Consider the following 17,237-nt stretch of genomic DNA (forward strand, 5'->3'; position numbering starts at 1 on the left):
TTTACTTCTTTTCTATAAACTGAGAAGGCACTATTTTATCTAAACAATTATTCACAAAATACCCCCATTCATACATCTCTATTTCTCCACCAAAAGCACTAATTACATAGAGTTTGCCTTCCTTTATAGTTATAAAATATCCATAAATCCCTCCCATATAAAAAACAAAATCAAATTTCTTCTCAAAAAGAAATTTTGCTGTTTTTATCATTAAAGAATATGATGCAAATGCTATTGAAACAAGTCTTGCATCTCCTGTTGCAATCAAATTACCTTTAATATCCATAATATAGGTAGAAGTATCTAAATAGTTTTTCCTTTTTTGCCAAAGTCTTTCGGAACTAATTTTATAATAGTTTGGTTTCAAATACTGCAAAAAAGAACCATTCAAATATTCCTCTTTATCTGCTTTGTAATTAGGTATAGCGAATAAAGTATTTTTTAAGAAAAATATATGAAACTGTTGAATTTCTTCTGTTTTACTTACTATCTTATCCTTTCTCACAAGATACTCTATTCTACCCTCTAACTCTTTCAGCTCTCTCTTGATATGTAACCTATCAATCATATTGATAGTATCCTGAGAGTACAAAAAACCTTGAGAATAAATAAATATTATAAAAATTATACCTCTGTAATGCATATTATCATTCAAACTTTTCTGAACTATTTAACCAACTACAATCTTTTATTTCTGATAAAGGAGTAGATATTAATTTTTCATTATCATCAGACAAATATATTACAAATATTTCACTATCCTTATAACAAAAATACATTGGATTGATAGTAGGGCTATCTATATTATAAAAAATGTATTCAGGTTTTAAATAAGTAAAAAAGTCAATATATAAGTATTCTTTATAAAATACAGAATTGAAGTTTTTCAGGACTCTATCTTTTTCTGTAGTTGCTAAGATACAATTTTCCTCATCATAGATATAACACTTGAAAGGTTTATTTCTACTCAGTGAAAAGTGTTCTAATAAATCAGTACTTGAACATTCTTTATTTTTTTCTGTCTGATATTGAAAAAACACTATAAAGTAAGCTAATGCTCCGATTGTTGTTTCTTTAGATATTCCTAACTTCTTTTTAGATGATTCTATAGCTTTTTGCTCTATTTTCTTTAGATCATACTTTGCAACTTTTGAAAGAATATTTTGTGATATTCCTTCAACAGCATAACAAAATAATAATATTATAAAAAAAATCTTTTTCATAATTTATCAAATAACCCTTCTGATGCGTTTAACCAATCACAATCTTCTATATCAGATAGTGGCTTACAAATTATCTTTTCATTATTATCTGATAAATATACTATAAATATTTCATTGTCTTTATAACAAAGATACATTGTGTTTTTTGTACGACTGTCTAAATTTAAAAATATGTATTGAGGTTTAAATTCAGTAAAAAACTTTATATATAAATACTCTTTAAAATAATCAGGACTGTATTCTTTAAAAACATTTCCTCTATAGCTTGTTTTTGCTAATATCACATAATTATTTCTGTTATAGACAAAACCGATAGGATTAGTTTCTAATTTTAGGTATTTAAGCAATTCATTACTTGAACAAGGATTCCCTTTTCTCATATGTTCAGAAAAAGTAACTACAAAATAATGAATTGTACCTACTGAAAGCTCTTTAGGTAATCGCAATTTCCGTTTCACCTTTCTTATAGTTCTTAGTTCCACTTCTTTTAAATCATATCTTCTAAGCTCTGAAAGGATTCTTTGCGCTTGCCCTTCTATAGTATAAAAAACACAGAAAAGTAATATTAAAAATATTTTTTTCATACAATTAAGGTTGTATTTTAAATATATATTTCATAGAATTAGCCTTAATAGTCGTATAAGCTCCAATAGCAGGATCCATCGCTTGATAAATCACTTTATAATAAAGACTGCCTGATATCCTTTGATAAGTTTTGAGAAACACACTATTTAAAGCTGTTGCGTGAGTAATACCTGCTTGTGAACTATTAGAAATCAAATAGAAATGATTGCCTCTGTTCATCATTCCTGCTATCTGTTCTGCTCCAATTTTGTCTTTAGGTAAATAATTTGTAAACCTAACAACATTTCTACCTGTTTCACTTTTTATCGCATTATTGAAACTATTGACATCTATTGGTGTTGTATTAGGATCGCCATGTAAAATAGTACGATATCTTGTTTGTGATATACCTGTTGTAGATTCTCCAGTAGCAGGTGCACAATTATACTGTCCTTGTTGTTTTACTAAAGGCAATTGTTGATTTGCCAAGTATCTTTCTTCCAAAAGTGTAGCACCGTCCCAAAAACGTCTTCCGTCAATAGCGGCATCTATACCTCCTGAGAGACCTCCTATAACACCTCCCATTGCCATTCCTATCAATCCATTAGTTATACCACTACCAAAGGCTTGTCCGATATTTTGCCCTCCTACTAATCCATTACCAAAGCCTCCTACAAATCCAGCACCTAAGCCAGAGGCTGCCCCTATAGCAGCACCATTTATAAAACTCGAAGAAACCGCCACTGAGGTACTCATAAACCCTCCTGCAAACGTACCTCCAGCCAATGAAGCACTCACTCCAGAACCTATACCAGCCCCTACAGCCCCTGCCACAGCTCCTACTGCGAAATAGCCAAGTCCTTTAGCATCAAGGCGTGCACCATTTGAAATCCAATTTATCACTCCTCCTACGACAGCGCCTATGACTAAATGCCAAAACTCTCCATTTTGGTCTACATACACCAGTGGGTTATTCAAACAATATCCATACCTATTAAAGTTTTGGGTGTTAAAAGGGTCTTGTATGTAGTTGTCGGGTTGTAAAAAGCGATGTAAGGCTGGGTCGTACAAACGAGCATTCATATGGATAAGTCCTACACTTGCCAAATGCTCGTGCCCTGTATAGCCGCGGTCTAATAATAAAGAAGTTAGTTTATTCCCGTTAGCATCTGTAATACTTAGCACCTTGCCCCACGCATCAAAATGCCTTGCCTCTACGAGTTTGCCATTAAGGTCAGTAATAGCTACAATACTACCTAATTGGTCGCGATGTAGGAATAATAATTTACCTTCTTCACCATTGCTATTGTATACCGCAGGAGCACTATACGGGTCGCCACCGAGGTAAAATAGAAAGTCAATACTTCCTTTTGTTTTATCCTCTTTGATTTCTACACTGCCATCGGCACTGTAATGCTTATGAATAGGACGTTTCTCTTTTTCGGCTTCCGCATTGCCATAAAAGCTATGGGCACGATTGCCAAAGGCATTGTATAAGTAGGTAATACGCTCTTTGTCTTTTATGTAAATCTGCTCAGGGCTTTTAAGCATATTGTAGCGTATCGCGGGCATTGGGGCGTCTTTATAAAAGGCTTCGCCAGCGTCATTTAGCTGTAACTTCTCTTGGTCGTAGCCCTTAGAGGGGTATTTATAAGTGCCCAAAAGACTGTTTTCAGTAATACGCCCGCGCTCGTCGTAGCTATGGGTCTGCGGTGGGGTATTGGCATCGCCCCAAGCCGTAAGGCGATCTAAATTATCATAACTAAAATCCTCTTGTTTACCCCAAAAGCTGTATTGACGGCTGTCTAATAGTCCTTTTTGAGGGTTAAACTGCCACGTAAGTGCGCCTATAGCCTTGTCCTCACTTTGCAAGAGTTGACTTACAGGGTAGCCTTTATCATAGGTATAGGTCTCTTTAATGCCTCCTTTATGGCTTACAAGGGGTTGCCCATAAGGATTCTCACTGCTGAGTTTCCAGAGGCTTATGCCCTTGTCATCCTTCATCTCTACGAGTTCACCATTTTGATAGCGGTATTGCACCATTGCACTCACACGTTTGCCTGCTGCTTCTGTGGTGGTCGTTTCCTTTTGTACCCGACCGAAATTATCATAAGTATAAGCTTTGGTATACTTTGCCCAAGGGTTGGTCTCGGTGCTGGTAAGCAGCTGGCGGTTGTGGTCATAAGTATAGGTGTAATGATCGCTATTGCCGTCCTGGTTCTCATTGTCTATTTGGGTTAGGAGCTTTTCGGCATTATAGGTATAGCGGATGAGCATATCGGTATGGTCGCCTACTAAGTGCTTGCTCTTCAAGCGGTCGCTGTTGGGCTCGTAGGTAAGGGTAGTTTTACCCTTAGGGGTGGTCTCCTCAGTAAGACGCCCCCAGCTGTCGTAAGCGTAGCGATAAACACCTGCGGCAGGGTCGGTAAGGCTTGTTTTGCGACCCCAGCCGTCTTGGGTTATTTTCTGTTCGACCCCCTCGTAGTTAGCAGTTTTAAGTGTCCCATTGCCAAAGTAGGTGTACTTAATCGTGCCTCCTGGGTCGCTTTGGCTTATGGTTTTTCCGATAGCATTTTGGGTAGTGGTGATTTGTTTAGAGCCATCGTCTACAGTGGTCTTTAAGCCATCGTAAGAGGTGCGAATGGTCTTGCCGTGAGCGGTAGTTACTTGCACAGGACGCCCATAGCGGTCGTACTCAGTGCGTGTCCAGCCCTGTGGACTGCCACCAGCAGCAAAAGGTTCACTTTTACCTATGGTTCTTCCTAAGGCGTCATACTCATAGCGCACAGCAGTAGCTCCCAAGGCAGTAGACGCTTCACTTTCCAAAAGCCAACCGAGTGCGTTGTAGGTTTCACTTGTATAGCTGTCGTCATCACTATCCGAGCGGATGTTGTATTTGCTGCCATTTGCTCCATAAGTAGTGCGCAGGCTTTTACCTAAGTAATCAGTTACCTTTATAGGGCGATTCCAGATATCATATTGGTAGGAGGTAGACTGCCCCCAAGGGGTAGTTTCTTTGCTTAGATTGCCGCGCTCATCATACACAAAGCTCGTTTTGAGCCCTTCAAAATCGGTATGGGTTGCTATAAAGCGGTGAGTAGGGTCGTAGGTGTATTGCTCACTGCGCTTTTGTCCGTCTTCAGCAATAGTTTCCTTTTGGGTTATATTGCCATAGGGGTCATAACTAAATTTTTCGGTGTGCTCGCCTGTGCCGTTGCCTTTTGTTTTGGCAGTGCTGATTAACCCATTCTCATAAGTATAGCTTTCCTCAGCCGTAAAAGTATCACCGTCCAAAGTGCTTGCTGTGCGTTTATGAGCTAATAGTCCCATACGGTAGGGACTGCTTTCTTTTGGGGCGTATTGCAGTTCCTGTACTTGTTTATAGCCCTCAGTCTCTGTGGTAATCTGTGTAGGGTTGAGATTAGCATCATATACAAAGGCTTGGGTAGTAGTAATGCCTTTGAGCTTATCCTCAGTAACTTGCTTGTCCAACTGGAGTTTAAAGCACTTGTTAGGGGCTTCGGAGTGGGAGTAGGAGTAATGAACTGTACTTACTGCATCAAAATCAGGATTATAGTCCATAAAATAACGCACTCTATAGGGTGTGATATATTCATCTGTTAATACCCCCCTAAGCTCGTAATTTTGTGTCTTATAGGAATATAAATATTGTGATTCTTTTTTAGAAGGTTCATACCAATTAGTCTGCATTATAGCCTTAAATCCTAAGAATCCTAAACCTTGTAAATGGGTAACTGCCGCAAAATAATCAAATATTTTTTCAGTTGTTTGCTGGTAATATTTTCTTTCTATTTTTGAAACCAAGGATAGTGTAGGGATTGCTTCTATATCTGCATACGGATATTCTTTTAGTTTATATTGCTCTTTGAGGTAAGTAGGGAATCCTTCATCTTTTTGTGATACCATTGAATTATATGTAATCTGATGAGACTCCTCACCTTTACTTATTGCCTGCAAAATAATCTCTTTTTTATTGTCTTGTTCCAAAGAGTATCCTTCGATAGTATTTCCATATACTAAAGCGATATCCATAAACATATTACGCTTATCAGGAGGAGAAAAGAGTAAATGACCAGCTCTTCCTACGTTATAACTCTCATATTCTGAATTGTTTATTTTTACAAATAACTCATTAGCATCTTTCCCATTTATATTCTTAAAGACACTAATTCCTCTAAACATCTGATTTATTAGATCTGAATCAAAAGCAGTACGATACTCTACAATATCAGATTTTCCATCATTATTCATATCTATTGCTATAGGAGTAGACTGAACTGGTCTCCTACCATTTGCCATATGAGCTTCATATTTAAAAGGTAGTATTTTTGTTTCAGTAACAAACCCCTTACCTGTATTGTAGAGTATATCATATTGATTAGTAGGATTATCTCTTGGCAACATAAAATCAAGCAGTCCATCTCCATTGAAGTCACCTATAATGGGACGTATCAAATCAAGGTTACTATTAATATTATCTATAAGAGGATGCTTTCTCCTGATAAGTAAATAAGGATTGGCGTGCTTTACTAATAAATTGAGATTATAGTTACCATCCATTTCATAAATAAACAATTTCCCTTTAGTGATATGTAAGAGATTTGTTTTACCATTACCATTCATATCAATAGCTTGCAACAAATCATCATTTTTAACCCTTACCTCTAAACTTCGTAAAGATTTTATGTAATCAGATGTTTTTCTTCTATCTAAGTCAATCCAATTTACAGTACTATTATTTATTATAGTATGTTTACAATCACAATATCTTTTTTCACGTCTACGCCCAATGGGGATACAATTTTCAACATTGTAAGGGAGTTCTATAGATATAACATCAGTGAGCCCATTACCATCAAAATCCCCAGAAAGTATTTTTATATTAGTGTTTGCTTTCTGAGGAGGTGGTAAGATGGGTCTTTCTCCTGAGTACATCAATTGATTCATACAATAGTTATAATCAGCCTCTATGTAAGCAGGTAATTTCCACTCCTTGCTATAATGTACTGCTGGATATCCCATATACTCATCTGTATATACGTCAAAACGAATTTTATCTGTAGTAAAATGAGTTGTTACTATGCCACTATTTACTAATAATTCTCCTGATCGCGATAGAACTTTAGCTGGAAAAATTTCTTTGAAAGGCTCATTGGTAATAAATGAAACACCTAATGAGTTCTGTTCTCCTCTGAAGTTATAAACAACAGATATGTCTTTATAAGCCTTTGAACCAGTGGTAGGATAAATAATAAAATCTAACCTTCCATCTCCATTATAATCAAGAGGTACTATGTACTATTGCAGAGTTGGTAAGGCTTACATTTATAAAACCCGTACTTGCTTTTGCTGTTGACTTACTCAGCTTATCAGAAAAATTAAGGTACTGCAACCCTATCGGAGCACGTTTTTCCCCCTCTACACTCTCTTGAACACTTACCAACCTATCATACCCTAAACTATTGGCATTATAACTCAAGTCGTATTTTCGGTATTCTTTTCCATTAGTGCTAACACTTATCGCTGATAGCTTGTATAGACTATTAAACTCTATTCCACCAATATAAAAGGTTTCAGAGCGCGAACGGTTGTTGTACTCAAAATGCACTGTACAATTGCCCATTGCCTCGCCTTTTGCCCCATAAGTGATGTTTTCAACCAATGGGATATGGTGCCCGTCTGAAGTCTTATACGTATATTGTATGCTTACCCCTTGAGCATTTTCCCACGAAGATATGCTGTACTCATAAGCTCGCCTACCGTTATTTTTGCCGTAATACGCCTTACTCCCATCAGGATATAGCACTTCAAAATAACTCGGTCCAAAGATATTGTTTCCAAAAGCACCTCTTGCAATGACCTTTACATTCGAAAAATTCTCTGTCTCATACACTGCCCCATCGGCTCCGTGAGTGCCTTCCTTTAGCAGGAGACGCTGTCCATCGAGGGCAAACTGATCCGTTTCAGTGAGATTTACCCCTGTGAGTTGTCCGTTGTGATAAAGTGTTGAGCCTATACGGGTAATTTTTGAAATTCCTGTGATATTCCAGCCATAGCCAGCAATGCCATTACCTGCCTGACTGTTATAGGTAAGCGCAAGATTAGGCTGCACGCCATTGATGCCCGCAGGCACTGCAATAGGGATAGTGTACACGGCTGCCCCTGTGGCACTCACGTCTAAATTGCTTGGGGTAATACCTAAATCACTTTCCGATGCTCCACGAGCGGTTGCTACACCAATAGTAGGCAACTCAGTAAGGGTAGAAGGTGTAGGCTCATCGCGATGAAAAGAAGTCTTTTTGATGAGCTTATAAGGCAGCTCCTGTGCTGTAACAGTTAGGCTGCTTAAGCTGAGTAATATGTAGAGTATGTGTTTCATAGTAATAGTTTTTGTATTATCTTTTTACCACTTTAAATACCTTCCGGCTGCCATCAGCAAATTCCAATACTAAGAGATAAAATCCCGTGGGGTAGTCGGCTATATTCACTTTGTGCTGAGTTGCTTGCAATGTGCTCCGCTTGTAGAGGATCTTCCCATCAACGGAAGTGATAAAAAGCTCAGTCATTGGTTTTTGCTCCTTATGCTGCCAATAGACGGTCAGCTCATCAATAACAGGGTTAGGAGCTACATCTAAGGTTATCTTCTCGACATTGTGCTCTTCACGCCGTTTTTCATCTAAAGTATCCTTGAAGATTTCCTCATCACTGAGTTGTTCTTCTCCACTACCACAGGTAGTAATAAGTCGTTGATTTCCTGCCTTGTCGTAGTGGAAACAAAGCTCTTGCTGACTATATCCCCAAGAAGGAATTACCAAAAGTAAGATTATATTTAACGTTTTCATAGCAATAGGACGTGTTATTTCATCGCAAAGTAACGAAAAATAACGAAATCAACCAAATTATTTTGAAGAAAAATGAGAAATATTTTTGAAAGCGCAAGTAAGATAAGGAGTTTTGGAAGGAATATAAAAGAGTATATAGTAGGCTTACTATACTTAATTCATCTGTATGCACTCAAGATTTTTAGAAACTTCTATATATTATGCTAGCAACGGAAAAATAAAAGTTTTGGTCAATAGAGAAAATATTTATACCTTTGCATCGTGAGTTAAAAACACAATAAAAACAAAGCAAAGAAGTGAATTAAGTTCCGTAACTAAATCGTTACCTATCAGAGTTTTATAAAATAAAATTGATTGTGAGTGAGGAAGTTAGAAAAATATTCGTATCTTTGCACCTAGAAGTTACTGAGAAAATAGGTATAATCAAATGAAATAAGAGCTATTACTAAATCATTACCTAATCTTCTTGTAATTCCTGTATCTTCTTTATTTAAAATAGATTATATAAGTAGTTTCAATTTTAATTCAAAGCCAACATTTCCATTGTCGTTATTAGTAGGGCGAAGTCCTTCTACAAAATCGGTATAATCGTAAGAAGGATGAAATTGTACAAAGCCAAACTGAGGGCTTTTTGCTAAGGCTTCATCGTCTTCCCCTATCATTTGTTTAGCTATTTCTTTAGCTAAAAAAGTTTTACCAGTACCAGGGGCGCCTGTAAGAATGATGTTTTTAGAGCTTTTTAGTTTTTGAACATACTGAAAGACTTTTCCTTTTCCTTTTTCTTCCATAATTAACTCATTAAATTTATCAAAAAAATGTTTCAACTTGTCATTGGGTTCTTGATCATCGAAGAGTCCTAACTTTTGTACACTAAGAGTCAAAACTTCTTCTGCATTTGTAATAGGATATGAGTTTTTTACAATTCTTAGATATTCAATACTATTAGCATCCTTTTGCCAAACAGCAATTACATTTATTGAAGTGTGTATCCAATTTAGGTAACTACCTCTATTGGTATAAGAAGATGCTAATATATTTATAGTAATTCTACCATTTTGATAGTTTTCCCAATTCTTGACTTGGTTTTGTATTCTTTCTTCTTTACGACCAAAACCACTCCATTTAAAGCTACCTCTATCTTCAAATAGTTTGATGTATTTGTCATAACCTCTATTCTCCTTGTTTTTGGTAACGCAATACTCTAAGTGCGCTACAAAATACTCTAATAATTGCTTGAAATTTTTGTAATCGTTATTCATATTTGAGTTGTTTAATTTTTTCTAAGTTGTTTTTTCTTCTAAATGAAAAGTCTTTGCTGACGGCATCTACATATTTAATGATGTGGGCGGTTTTCTGTAGGGTTGCGGGCTCGTTGTTAGACTGCAGGAGCAACTCCGAAATAATTTCTAATGTATTCACATCGTTTTCATATTCCAAAAATATAGCCTCCACAGGCGTATTCATAAAATAAGTAAGGGTATGCCGAGTGTATTTCTCAGCATACCCTTCTAAATGTTTTAACTTTTCTTCTTTAAAAGGCTTCTTAGCTAGCAAAGCAGTAAGTTCCTCAAAAAAAAGATCTATTTGTTTCTTCAAATAGTCTTTCTCTATCATATTTTAATGTGTAATATAATAAATAGTTCTTCCTACAGTCCCCTATAATTTATAAATAAACCTGCAAGTATACTACAACACCTTTTAGTTGCCATACAGCCCTTCCAAAAAGCCTTCTTTCAATGATGACCAGTTGTTATACAAATACACCACTGCCATCATAATAAAAAAAGTACCTGTAATCCATTTTCCTGTTTTTGTCTTCATATCTTTTTAATTATTTATTATCAAAAATAGAACTTTCACTATCCTTGGTATAAAATTTTAGTTACATTTTAGCGTTGTTTTCCCAGCTGATAACCTTCCCAAAACGAACTTACAAGGCTATCCCAATCTTGTCGTAACAAAGCCACCATAAGGGCAGAAACCACCACAATCAAAATCTTAGTACGTGTTTTCATATTTTAACAAATTATATTAATACCACAAAGGTACATATAATTAGCAAATAAACAAATAAATCGTAAAAACTTTGCAAAATATATTACATCTCTTCATCACGGTGCTAAGCGTTCTAGTTTCCAGTCGTAGTCTTTGGTGAGGGTGTAGCGCAGGCGGTCGTGGAGACGGTTGGGGCGTCCTTGCCAAAACTCGATGCTCTGAGGACGGACTAAAAAACCTCCCCAATAGGCTGGTCGGGGTACTTCTTTGCCTTCATACTCTTTTTCTAATTGATGTAAACGCTCTTCGAGGTATTCTCTTGAGGGGATGACTTCACTCTGCGGCGAAACTATGGCTCCTAACCTACTGCCAAGAGGACGGGATTCGAAATAGCCATCGGAGGTGTTTTCGGCGACTTTTTCGGCTATTCCCTTGATGATGATTTGTCGTTCGAGAGAGGGCCAGAAAAAGGATAAACACAAATGTGGATTGGCGAGAATGGCTTTGCCTTTTTCGCTTTCGTAATTAGTGTAGAAAATAAAACCTTCGTAAGTGTATTGTTTGAGGAGTACAACGCGGGTTTTTGGGAATCCGTCGAATCCTATGGTGCTGACTGACATTGCGTTGGATTCGTCTACGCTGTCGCTCTCATCGGCTTCGTAAAACCAAGTTTGGAAGAGTTGCATAGGGTTTTCCGGAGCATCGCTTTCTAAAAGCACGCGTTTGTCGTAAGTTTTTCGGTAGTTGCTTAAATCCATTTGTTTAGGTAACAGGTAATAGGTAAAGCCAGCGAGGGCTGACAGCTGAGTATGTGAGTAACGAGTTAGTGGTGCAAAGATAGAAAATAATTAGCAAACTTAAAAATTAGAATGGACACAATTTACAAGCTTGCTCTATCTAAAAGAAAAAGAATTCTTTCAATTGACAATTGTGATGATTTTTAAAGTTTTTGGAGGGTCTCAGAGGATCTAGGAGAAACTCAAAGAAGGGGGACTTTAAAAGTTTTTCTTGAGGGGGGCGTTTGCAAAACGCCCCTACACAACATACTCTAAAAGTGATTGAATTTCAGGTTTGTATACTTTTTTATAGTTAAACAGAAATAAATTGCGAATAAATGAGTTTATTTTTTTGGAGGTTGTCCGAAAAGTTTATTTTTAGGAGGGCGTTTACAAAACGCCCCTACACAAAATACCGCAAAAGCGATTGATTATCAGAATAATCAACTTTGCCAAAGGTGCGAGCCGCACAAGCAGGGAACTTTAGCAGAGTGTAGCGACGCATAGTTAAAAGTGAATATTTATTTGGGGCAAAGGTAGGGATAAAATGTTAATTGGCAAAATAAAAGGAGTTAAAGAATGTTGGGATTCTTTAACTCCTATTTTTATATTTTCTGATTTTTGTTTCCTATTTATTAATAGAATGAACTTAGGTTTTCTTTGATGGTGGCGCTGTTTTCCAATGATTTGAGGATGCTTTGTGCGGCACGCTCGGTACGGAGATTTTCAACGGTTTCTGCTTGGGTTCTGTAATCGGTGATTGCAGGGGCTATAGTCGCTGAAGTGAGTTGGATTACATATACCGCATTTTCACCATCAATAGGCTTAGAAATTTGACCTTGTTTGAGTCCGAAGGCAGCACCTACTACTTTAGGTTCGCGACCTTCTATAGTACCATTAAAACCATCACTTATAATAGTTGGGTTTTTCATCACGAGACCTGTAGCGCTTTTTACTTCAGTTTTGTTAGCTGAAGCGATGGCTTGGAGGCTGTTGCCTTTGGCTTTTTCTTTTAAAATAGCGGCTTTCTTTTCGCGGATGAGGATAGGTTTTATGATAGGAGCGGCATCTTGTACAGAGCTGAGTCCTTCTTCACCTTGTTTTACTAATTGAGCGACGATGTTGTTGCTTCCGGCATTGAATCGCTTGATGTCACCTACTTTGGTGTCCTTATTGAACAACCATTGTACGATGGCGCGGTTGCTACCTAATCCGATGATTTGGTCGTCGTTTTTATGGAGGTTATCGGCGCGGAGTACTGAAAGGTTGGATTTTTTGGCGATGCTTGCAAATTCTTTTGGATTTTGAGAAGCCTTCATTTCGAAGTTAGAAACTTTAGAGAAAATCTCGCTTACAGTGGCTTCAGATGGTTCTACCGCACGGCTGATAGTGGCGATGTTTACGGCTTCGGCTTTGCCTGTAACTTTTACAACGTGGAACCCAAAGTCGGTTTCAACAAGACCTATGTTGCCAACGGGGTTAGCGAAAGCGAATTCTTCGAAAGGTTTTACCATTGCGCCTTTTCCAAAGAATCCGAGGTCTCCACCGCTGTAGGCAGCGCCAGGTTCTTCAGAGTTTTCGCGAGCGAGTTCGGCAAAATCAGTTCCTGCTGTTTTGGCTTTTGCCAAGAGTTCTTCGGCTTTTGCCTTAGCTTCTTCCTTAGTACGAGTGGTATTAGGAGTAGCGGCTTGGCTTCCTTGGTAGGCGATGAGGATGTGGCTTGCTTTTACGGCTCCGGCGGGCTCTTTGGCAACCATACGGCTGAGTTTGATGTTGCCGTCTTCTTCGTAAGGACCAAATACTTTACCTACAGGAAGAGCGTAAAGGGTATCGGCGTAAGCAGAGCGGATATTGTCTTTATTTACGAAAGTGCTATCGTAAGGGACATTAGAGTTGCGATCGACGAACTCTTTGATATTCTTAGTTTTAGCGAATCCAGGGAGGGTGTCGTTGCTATTGGTTTTGCTGTTGTACACGACTTCGGGTTGCAGGAGTTTGAGCAAGCTTTGTTTTTCAGCTTCCATATCTTTAGCTGAAGGTTTTTCGGCAGCGACGATGTACTGGATGTTGCGGTAAGCTTCTTGTTTGAATTGTTTTTCGTGTTTTTTGATGTAATCTTGAATCTCGCCGTCGGTAACGGTAATATTTTTATCGTCGATGCTGCTGTATTGGAGGGCAACATAGTTGATATCGGCGAGGTCTTTTTCTTGGTGGTATTCCATTTCGGCTTCGGTATTGGTAACGCCGAGTCCAGCGCGGATGAGGCTGAAATACATTTGTTGTTTAGCGCCCTCTACGATAGCGTCTTCTTGGATTTTCCACTGAGCATAGGCTTCGGGGTTGGTGCTTTTGAGGGTAGCTAAGTAGGAAGTGAATTTATGGGGGTCGAACACGCCGAGTTCATTCACGAATTGAGGGTTTTGCGCTAGAGGGGTTTTAGCGAGGATAGCCAAGATTTGGTCTTTTTCGACACTAAGGCCGAGTTTTTCGATTTGTTGGTTGAGGAGGATTTCTTGGACTTTTTGTTCCCACACGTATTTAGCGGCTTCGATGCTGCTTACTTGTCCGTTAGCTTGACGAGTAGCGTTTTCGACTTGAGCGCGGAAGGCATCAATAGAGACATCTTCGCCGTTTACGGTACCTATTTCGTTAGGCATGTGGTTGCTAAAGCGCCCTTTACCGATGAAATCGGAGATGATGAAAGCGAAGAGGGCGAGCCCTATAATCGCGATAAGGAATACGGTTTTACTTCTAATCTTTTCGAGTACTGCCATTGTTTATATTCGTTTATAAAAGTATAAAATTGTTTGGTGTTATTAATCAAACGGCAAAAGTAATACTTTTTGTGGAAATGCAAAAATATTTTTAAGATTTTTTTATAAGATAAGAGGTAAGAGGTAAAAGGTAAGAAATTGTTGTTGAGTGGGGTAGGGGTGATTTTATGTTTTTTTGATGTAGTTTTTTGTAAGTAGGGAGGGGGTTCGTTGTGTCTTCGTTACGTGTTCGTTGTGTGTTCGAATGAGGTGCTTTTTTTGCTATTTGGCAATTATTTTGTACTTTTGCCCTTTGATATATAAAGATATGAAGACTACGACTCTTTATAAATACTTGTTTATAGTATTGTTTTTCAGCGTACGATTAGTGTTGGCTCAGCAAGGTGTTGAAGCGCTTTTCATCAAGGAAGGGGTTTTACTCAAGTGTGAGAATACTAAGATACCTTCAGAAGGCTATATAGCGTTGCCTCACACGGTGAAAGCAATTGCAGCTGAGGCATTTAAAGGTTGTACGCGCTTGCAAAGGATTAGTGTCTCGGGTGGGGTAACCACTATTGGGGATCGCGCTTTTGCGGGTTGTAATCATCTTACTAAAGTGGAGATGCTGCCTAACTCGGTGACGGCTATTGGGGTGCAGGCGTTTGCTTTTTGCGTTAAGCTGAAGGATATTAACTTACCTAATACGGTAGCGACGATAGGGGAGGAGGCTTTTAGAGGTTGTTTTGCTCTGGAACGCATTGAAATACCCGAGTCTATGAGTCTTATTGGCAGCAGTGCTTTTATGGATTGTTCGGGGCTCAAGCAGGTGAGTTTTTTGGGTAACACTTTTAGTGTGATTCCGTCGCAGTTGTTTTACCAGTGTAAGGCGCTTGTGCAGGTGACTTTGCCGCCGAGTTTAAGGCATATTAAGAGCAGTGCTTTTGCGTATTGTGAGTCGCTTCCTGAATTGGTGTTGCCTGAAGGATTAGAGAGTATAGGCGACGATGCTTTTGAGTATTGCAAATCGCTTAAGGGAATAAGTATTCCTGATAGTGTGTTTTTTATTGGAGCAAGTGCTTTTCATAGTTGTAGTGCTTTGGCAACGCTGAAATTGCCTTATGGTTTGCGTCATATATTAAACGATACTTTTTTAGATTGTACGAGTTTGAGTTCGGTGGTAATTCCGGATACGGTGGAGAAAATCAATATGCAGGCGTTCAGGAATTGTAGTTCGCTGATTGCTGTACAAATGCCTTTGGCTCTCACTGATATTTTCTATGGAGCTTTCTATGGGTGTAAGAATTTACAGTATATTGATTTACCTGAAAATGTTAAATATATAGGTGTGTTTGCTTTTGCTGAATGTGTTAGCTTGCAAACAATAGAGTTGCCTCGTGCAGTGGTAGATGTTGCTGCTAAGGTTTTTTATAATTGTGCCAATCTTACTGAAGTAAACTTGTCTAAATTTACAACTTCTATAGGGGTACAATCGTTTTATGGGTGTGTAAACTTGAAAGAGTTAAAATTGCCTAATACAGTAGAAAAGATAGATTTGGCAGCCTTTGAAAATAGTGGTCTTGCTGAATTGCATTGCCGAGCACTCACTCCACCTGTAGTGAATCGCAGTTTCGGATATAAGGGGAAAGTGGTAGTGCCATATCGTTCATTAGAGCTCTATAGACAAGCAGAAGTATGGAAAGATTGTATTTTGGAATAAAAAATATTCTAAAAAGTTTGGTAGATTAAAAAAATCACCGTACTTTTGCCACCCAAAAGCGCACATAATTGGGCGTAATATTATTCATTAATAATACTAATAAGTTATGATTCAATACGTTAAAGAGTCTTATGAAGAGCTAACAAACCATGTTACGTGGCCTAATATTTCAGATGCACAGAAGGAAATGTTGGTAGTAGTGGTATTTTCTATTCTATTTTCTTTAGTAATTTGGGGAATGGATTCTTCATTTGAATACCTCATAGGTAAGTATTTTGAATTTATGAAATAAAAACAGCAAGAATGTCTGGATTAATAGAAAAAAAATGGTATGTAATTAAAACCGTTACCGGTCAGGAGAACAAAATAAAGAACTACATAGAGAACGAGACCTCACGATTGGGGTATGCTGACTATGTAGAGGAAGTGTTAGTGCCTACTGAAAAGGTGGTTCAAGTGCGTAATGGCAAAAAAATCACCAAGGATAGAGTGCATATGCCTGGCTATGTAATGGTGAAAGTTCACTTAGCAGGTGAGGTAGTGCATATCATTAAGTCTATACCAGGGGTAGTAGGTTTCTTGAGTGAAACCAAAGGAGGTGACCCGCTGCCATTGCGCAAAGCTGATGTAAACCGTATGCTTGGTCAGGTAGATGAATTAGCTGAAACAGTAGAAACAGTAGCTATTCCGTTTGAAGTAGGCGAGATGGTAAAACTTATTGATGGTCCTTTCAATGGTTTTAATGGTACTATAGAACGTGTGAACGAAGAGAAACGCAAACTTGAAGTGATGGTAAAAATCTTTGGGCGTAAAACACCTTTAGAACTCAGCTACACCCAAGTAGAAAAATTGTAACAAAGTCCTCGTAAAAGAGGCATTTAAATAAATTATTAATTATAAACAATGGCAAAAGAAATTAGTAAAGTAGTTAAACTACAAGCTCGGGGAGGTCAAGCGAATCCTTCGCCACCAATTGGACCCGCATTAGGTGCTGCCGGTGTTAATATTATGGAGTTCTGCAAGCAGTTCAATGCTCGAACACAGGACAAACAAGGAAAAGTAATTCCTGTAGTTATCACCGTTTACAAAGACAAGTCTTTCGACTTTGTTATCAAAACTGCACCTGCTGCTGTTCAGCTGTTGGAAGCCGCTAAGGTTAAAGGAGGTTCCGGAGAGCCAAACCGTAAGAAAGTAGCAAGTATCACTTGGGAACAAGTGAAAGCAATTGCAGAAGACAAAATGCCTGATTTGAATGCATTTACAATCGAGTCTGCAATGAGTATGGTTGCTGGTACGGCACGTTCAATGGGTATATCAGTAACAGGAGAAAAACCTTTTTAATCGCA

Annotated in this window: 17 protein-coding genes; 5 read left to right on the forward strand and 12 right to left on the reverse strand. The window is 38.1% G+C overall.

The annotated features are described in order from the left end of the window. Nucleotide 1 precedes the first annotated feature (1 nt). From CBG49_RS05685 to CBG49_RS05700, 4 genes are all read right to left on the reverse strand, one after another. A complete protein-coding gene (locus tag CBG49_RS05685; protein ID WP_088593729.1) occupies nt 2-568 on the reverse strand; it encodes a hypothetical protein in 567 nt (188 codons plus the stop codon). Between the two features lie 79 nt (nt 569-647). After that, the gene (locus CBG49_RS05690; RefSeq protein WP_088593730.1) at nt 648-1,223 is read right to left on the reverse strand and encodes a hypothetical protein; all 576 of its coding nucleotides are present in this window, start codon (nt 1,221-1,223) and stop codon (nt 648-650) included. After that, entirely contained in the window at nt 1,220-1,807 is a 588-nt protein-coding gene (locus CBG49_RS05695; protein ID WP_088593731.1) for a hypothetical protein, read from the reverse strand. Before CBG49_RS05695 ends, CBG49_RS05690 begins: the two co-directional genes overlap by 4 nt. Nucleotides 1,808-1,811: 4 nt before the next feature. Beyond that, nucleotides 1,812-6,830 carry an RHS repeat-associated core domain-containing protein gene (locus CBG49_RS05700; protein WP_088593732.1) on the reverse strand — a complete coding sequence of 1,673 codons (5,019 nt, stop codon included), beginning with the start codon at nt 6,828-6,830 and terminating at the stop codon, nt 1,812-1,814. A 58-nt stretch (nt 6,831-6,888) separates the two neighbouring features. Here CBG49_RS05700 and CBG49_RS16275 point away from each other — a divergent pair, with 58 nt between their 5' ends. Continuing rightward, nucleotides 6,889-7,011, forward strand: a complete 123-nt coding sequence (locus CBG49_RS16275; protein WP_257789602.1) for a hypothetical protein — start codon at nt 6,889-6,891, stop codon at nt 7,009-7,011. Nucleotides 7,012-7,089: 78 nt separating this feature from the next. Here the strand turns inward: CBG49_RS16275 and CBG49_RS05705 are convergent, their stop codons facing one another. The 8 genes from CBG49_RS05705 to CBG49_RS05730 form a co-directional block, all read right to left on the reverse strand. Further along, nucleotides 7,090-8,187: a SpvB/TcaC N-terminal domain-containing protein gene (locus CBG49_RS05705; RefSeq protein ID WP_088593733.1), complete on the reverse strand. Its 1,098-nt coding sequence runs from the start codon at nt 8,185-8,187 to the stop codon at nt 7,090-7,092. A gap of 16 nt (nt 8,188-8,203) precedes the next feature. Continuing rightward, on the reverse strand, nt 8,204-8,650 hold the full coding sequence (locus CBG49_RS05710; RefSeq protein ID WP_088593734.1) for a T9SS type A sorting domain-containing protein: 447 nt from the start codon (nt 8,648-8,650) through the stop codon (nt 8,204-8,206). Between the two features lie 500 nt (nt 8,651-9,150). Beyond that, the gene (locus CBG49_RS05715) at nt 9,151-9,909 is read right to left on the reverse strand and encodes an nSTAND3 domain-containing NTPase (protein ID WP_088593735.1); all 759 of its coding nucleotides are present in this window, start codon (nt 9,907-9,909) and stop codon (nt 9,151-9,153) included. Then, the gene (locus CBG49_RS05720) at nt 9,902-10,264 is read right to left on the reverse strand and encodes a hypothetical protein (protein WP_088593736.1); all 363 of its coding nucleotides are present in this window, start codon (nt 10,262-10,264) and stop codon (nt 9,902-9,904) included. The genes CBG49_RS05715 and CBG49_RS05720 overlap by 8 nt, the downstream gene beginning before the upstream one ends. An 84-nt stretch (nt 10,265-10,348) precedes the next feature. Continuing rightward, nucleotides 10,349-10,471, reverse strand: coding sequence for a hypothetical protein (locus tag CBG49_RS16280; protein WP_256387537.1), 123 nt, complete (start codon nt 10,469-10,471; stop codon nt 10,349-10,351). Nucleotides 10,472-10,539: 68 nt separating this feature from the next. Then, the gene (locus CBG49_RS16285; RefSeq protein ID WP_256387538.1) at nt 10,540-10,665 is read right to left on the reverse strand and encodes a hypothetical protein; all 126 of its coding nucleotides are present in this window, start codon (nt 10,663-10,665) and stop codon (nt 10,540-10,542) included. A gap of 96 nt (nt 10,666-10,761) precedes the next feature. Further along, nucleotides 10,762-11,403: a pyridoxamine 5'-phosphate oxidase gene (gene pdxH, locus CBG49_RS05725; RefSeq protein WP_088593737.1), complete on the reverse strand. Its 642-nt coding sequence runs from the start codon at nt 11,401-11,403 to the stop codon at nt 10,762-10,764. 653 nt (nt 11,404-12,056) lie between these two features. Beyond that, nucleotides 12,057-14,195, reverse strand: a complete 2,139-nt coding sequence (locus tag CBG49_RS05730; protein WP_088593738.1) for a peptidylprolyl isomerase — start codon at nt 14,193-14,195, stop codon at nt 12,057-12,059. 307 nt (nt 14,196-14,502) lie between these two features. On the opposite strand from CBG49_RS05730, the gene CBG49_RS05735 reads away from it, so the two are divergent. The 4 genes from CBG49_RS05735 (at nt 14,503) to rplK (ending at nt 17,232) form a co-directional block, all read left to right on the forward strand. Continuing rightward, nucleotides 14,503-15,891, forward strand: coding sequence for a leucine-rich repeat domain-containing protein (locus CBG49_RS05735; protein WP_088593739.1), 1,389 nt, complete (start codon nt 14,503-14,505; stop codon nt 15,889-15,891). Between the two features lie 106 nt (nt 15,892-15,997). Next, on the forward strand, nt 15,998-16,183 hold the full coding sequence (gene secE, locus CBG49_RS05740; protein WP_088593740.1) for a preprotein translocase subunit SecE: 186 nt from the start codon (nt 15,998-16,000) through the stop codon (nt 16,181-16,183). An 11-nt stretch (nt 16,184-16,194) separates the two neighbouring features. Continuing rightward, on the forward strand, nt 16,195-16,746 hold the full coding sequence (gene nusG / locus CBG49_RS05745) for a transcription termination/antitermination protein NusG (RefSeq protein WP_002679816.1): 552 nt from the start codon (nt 16,195-16,197) through the stop codon (nt 16,744-16,746). Nucleotides 16,747-16,794: 48 nt separating this feature from the next. Further along, complete coding sequence (gene rplK, locus CBG49_RS05750; protein ID WP_002679988.1) at nt 16,795-17,232, forward strand: 50S ribosomal protein L11; 438 nt, start codon at nt 16,795-16,797, stop codon at nt 17,230-17,232. Nucleotides 17,233-17,237 lie beyond the last annotated feature (5 nt).

Origin of the sequence: Capnocytophaga endodontalis, from assembly GCF_002209445.1 — a bacterium.
GTDB lineage: Bacteria > Bacteroidota > Bacteroidia > Flavobacteriales > Flavobacteriaceae > Capnocytophaga > Capnocytophaga periodontitidis.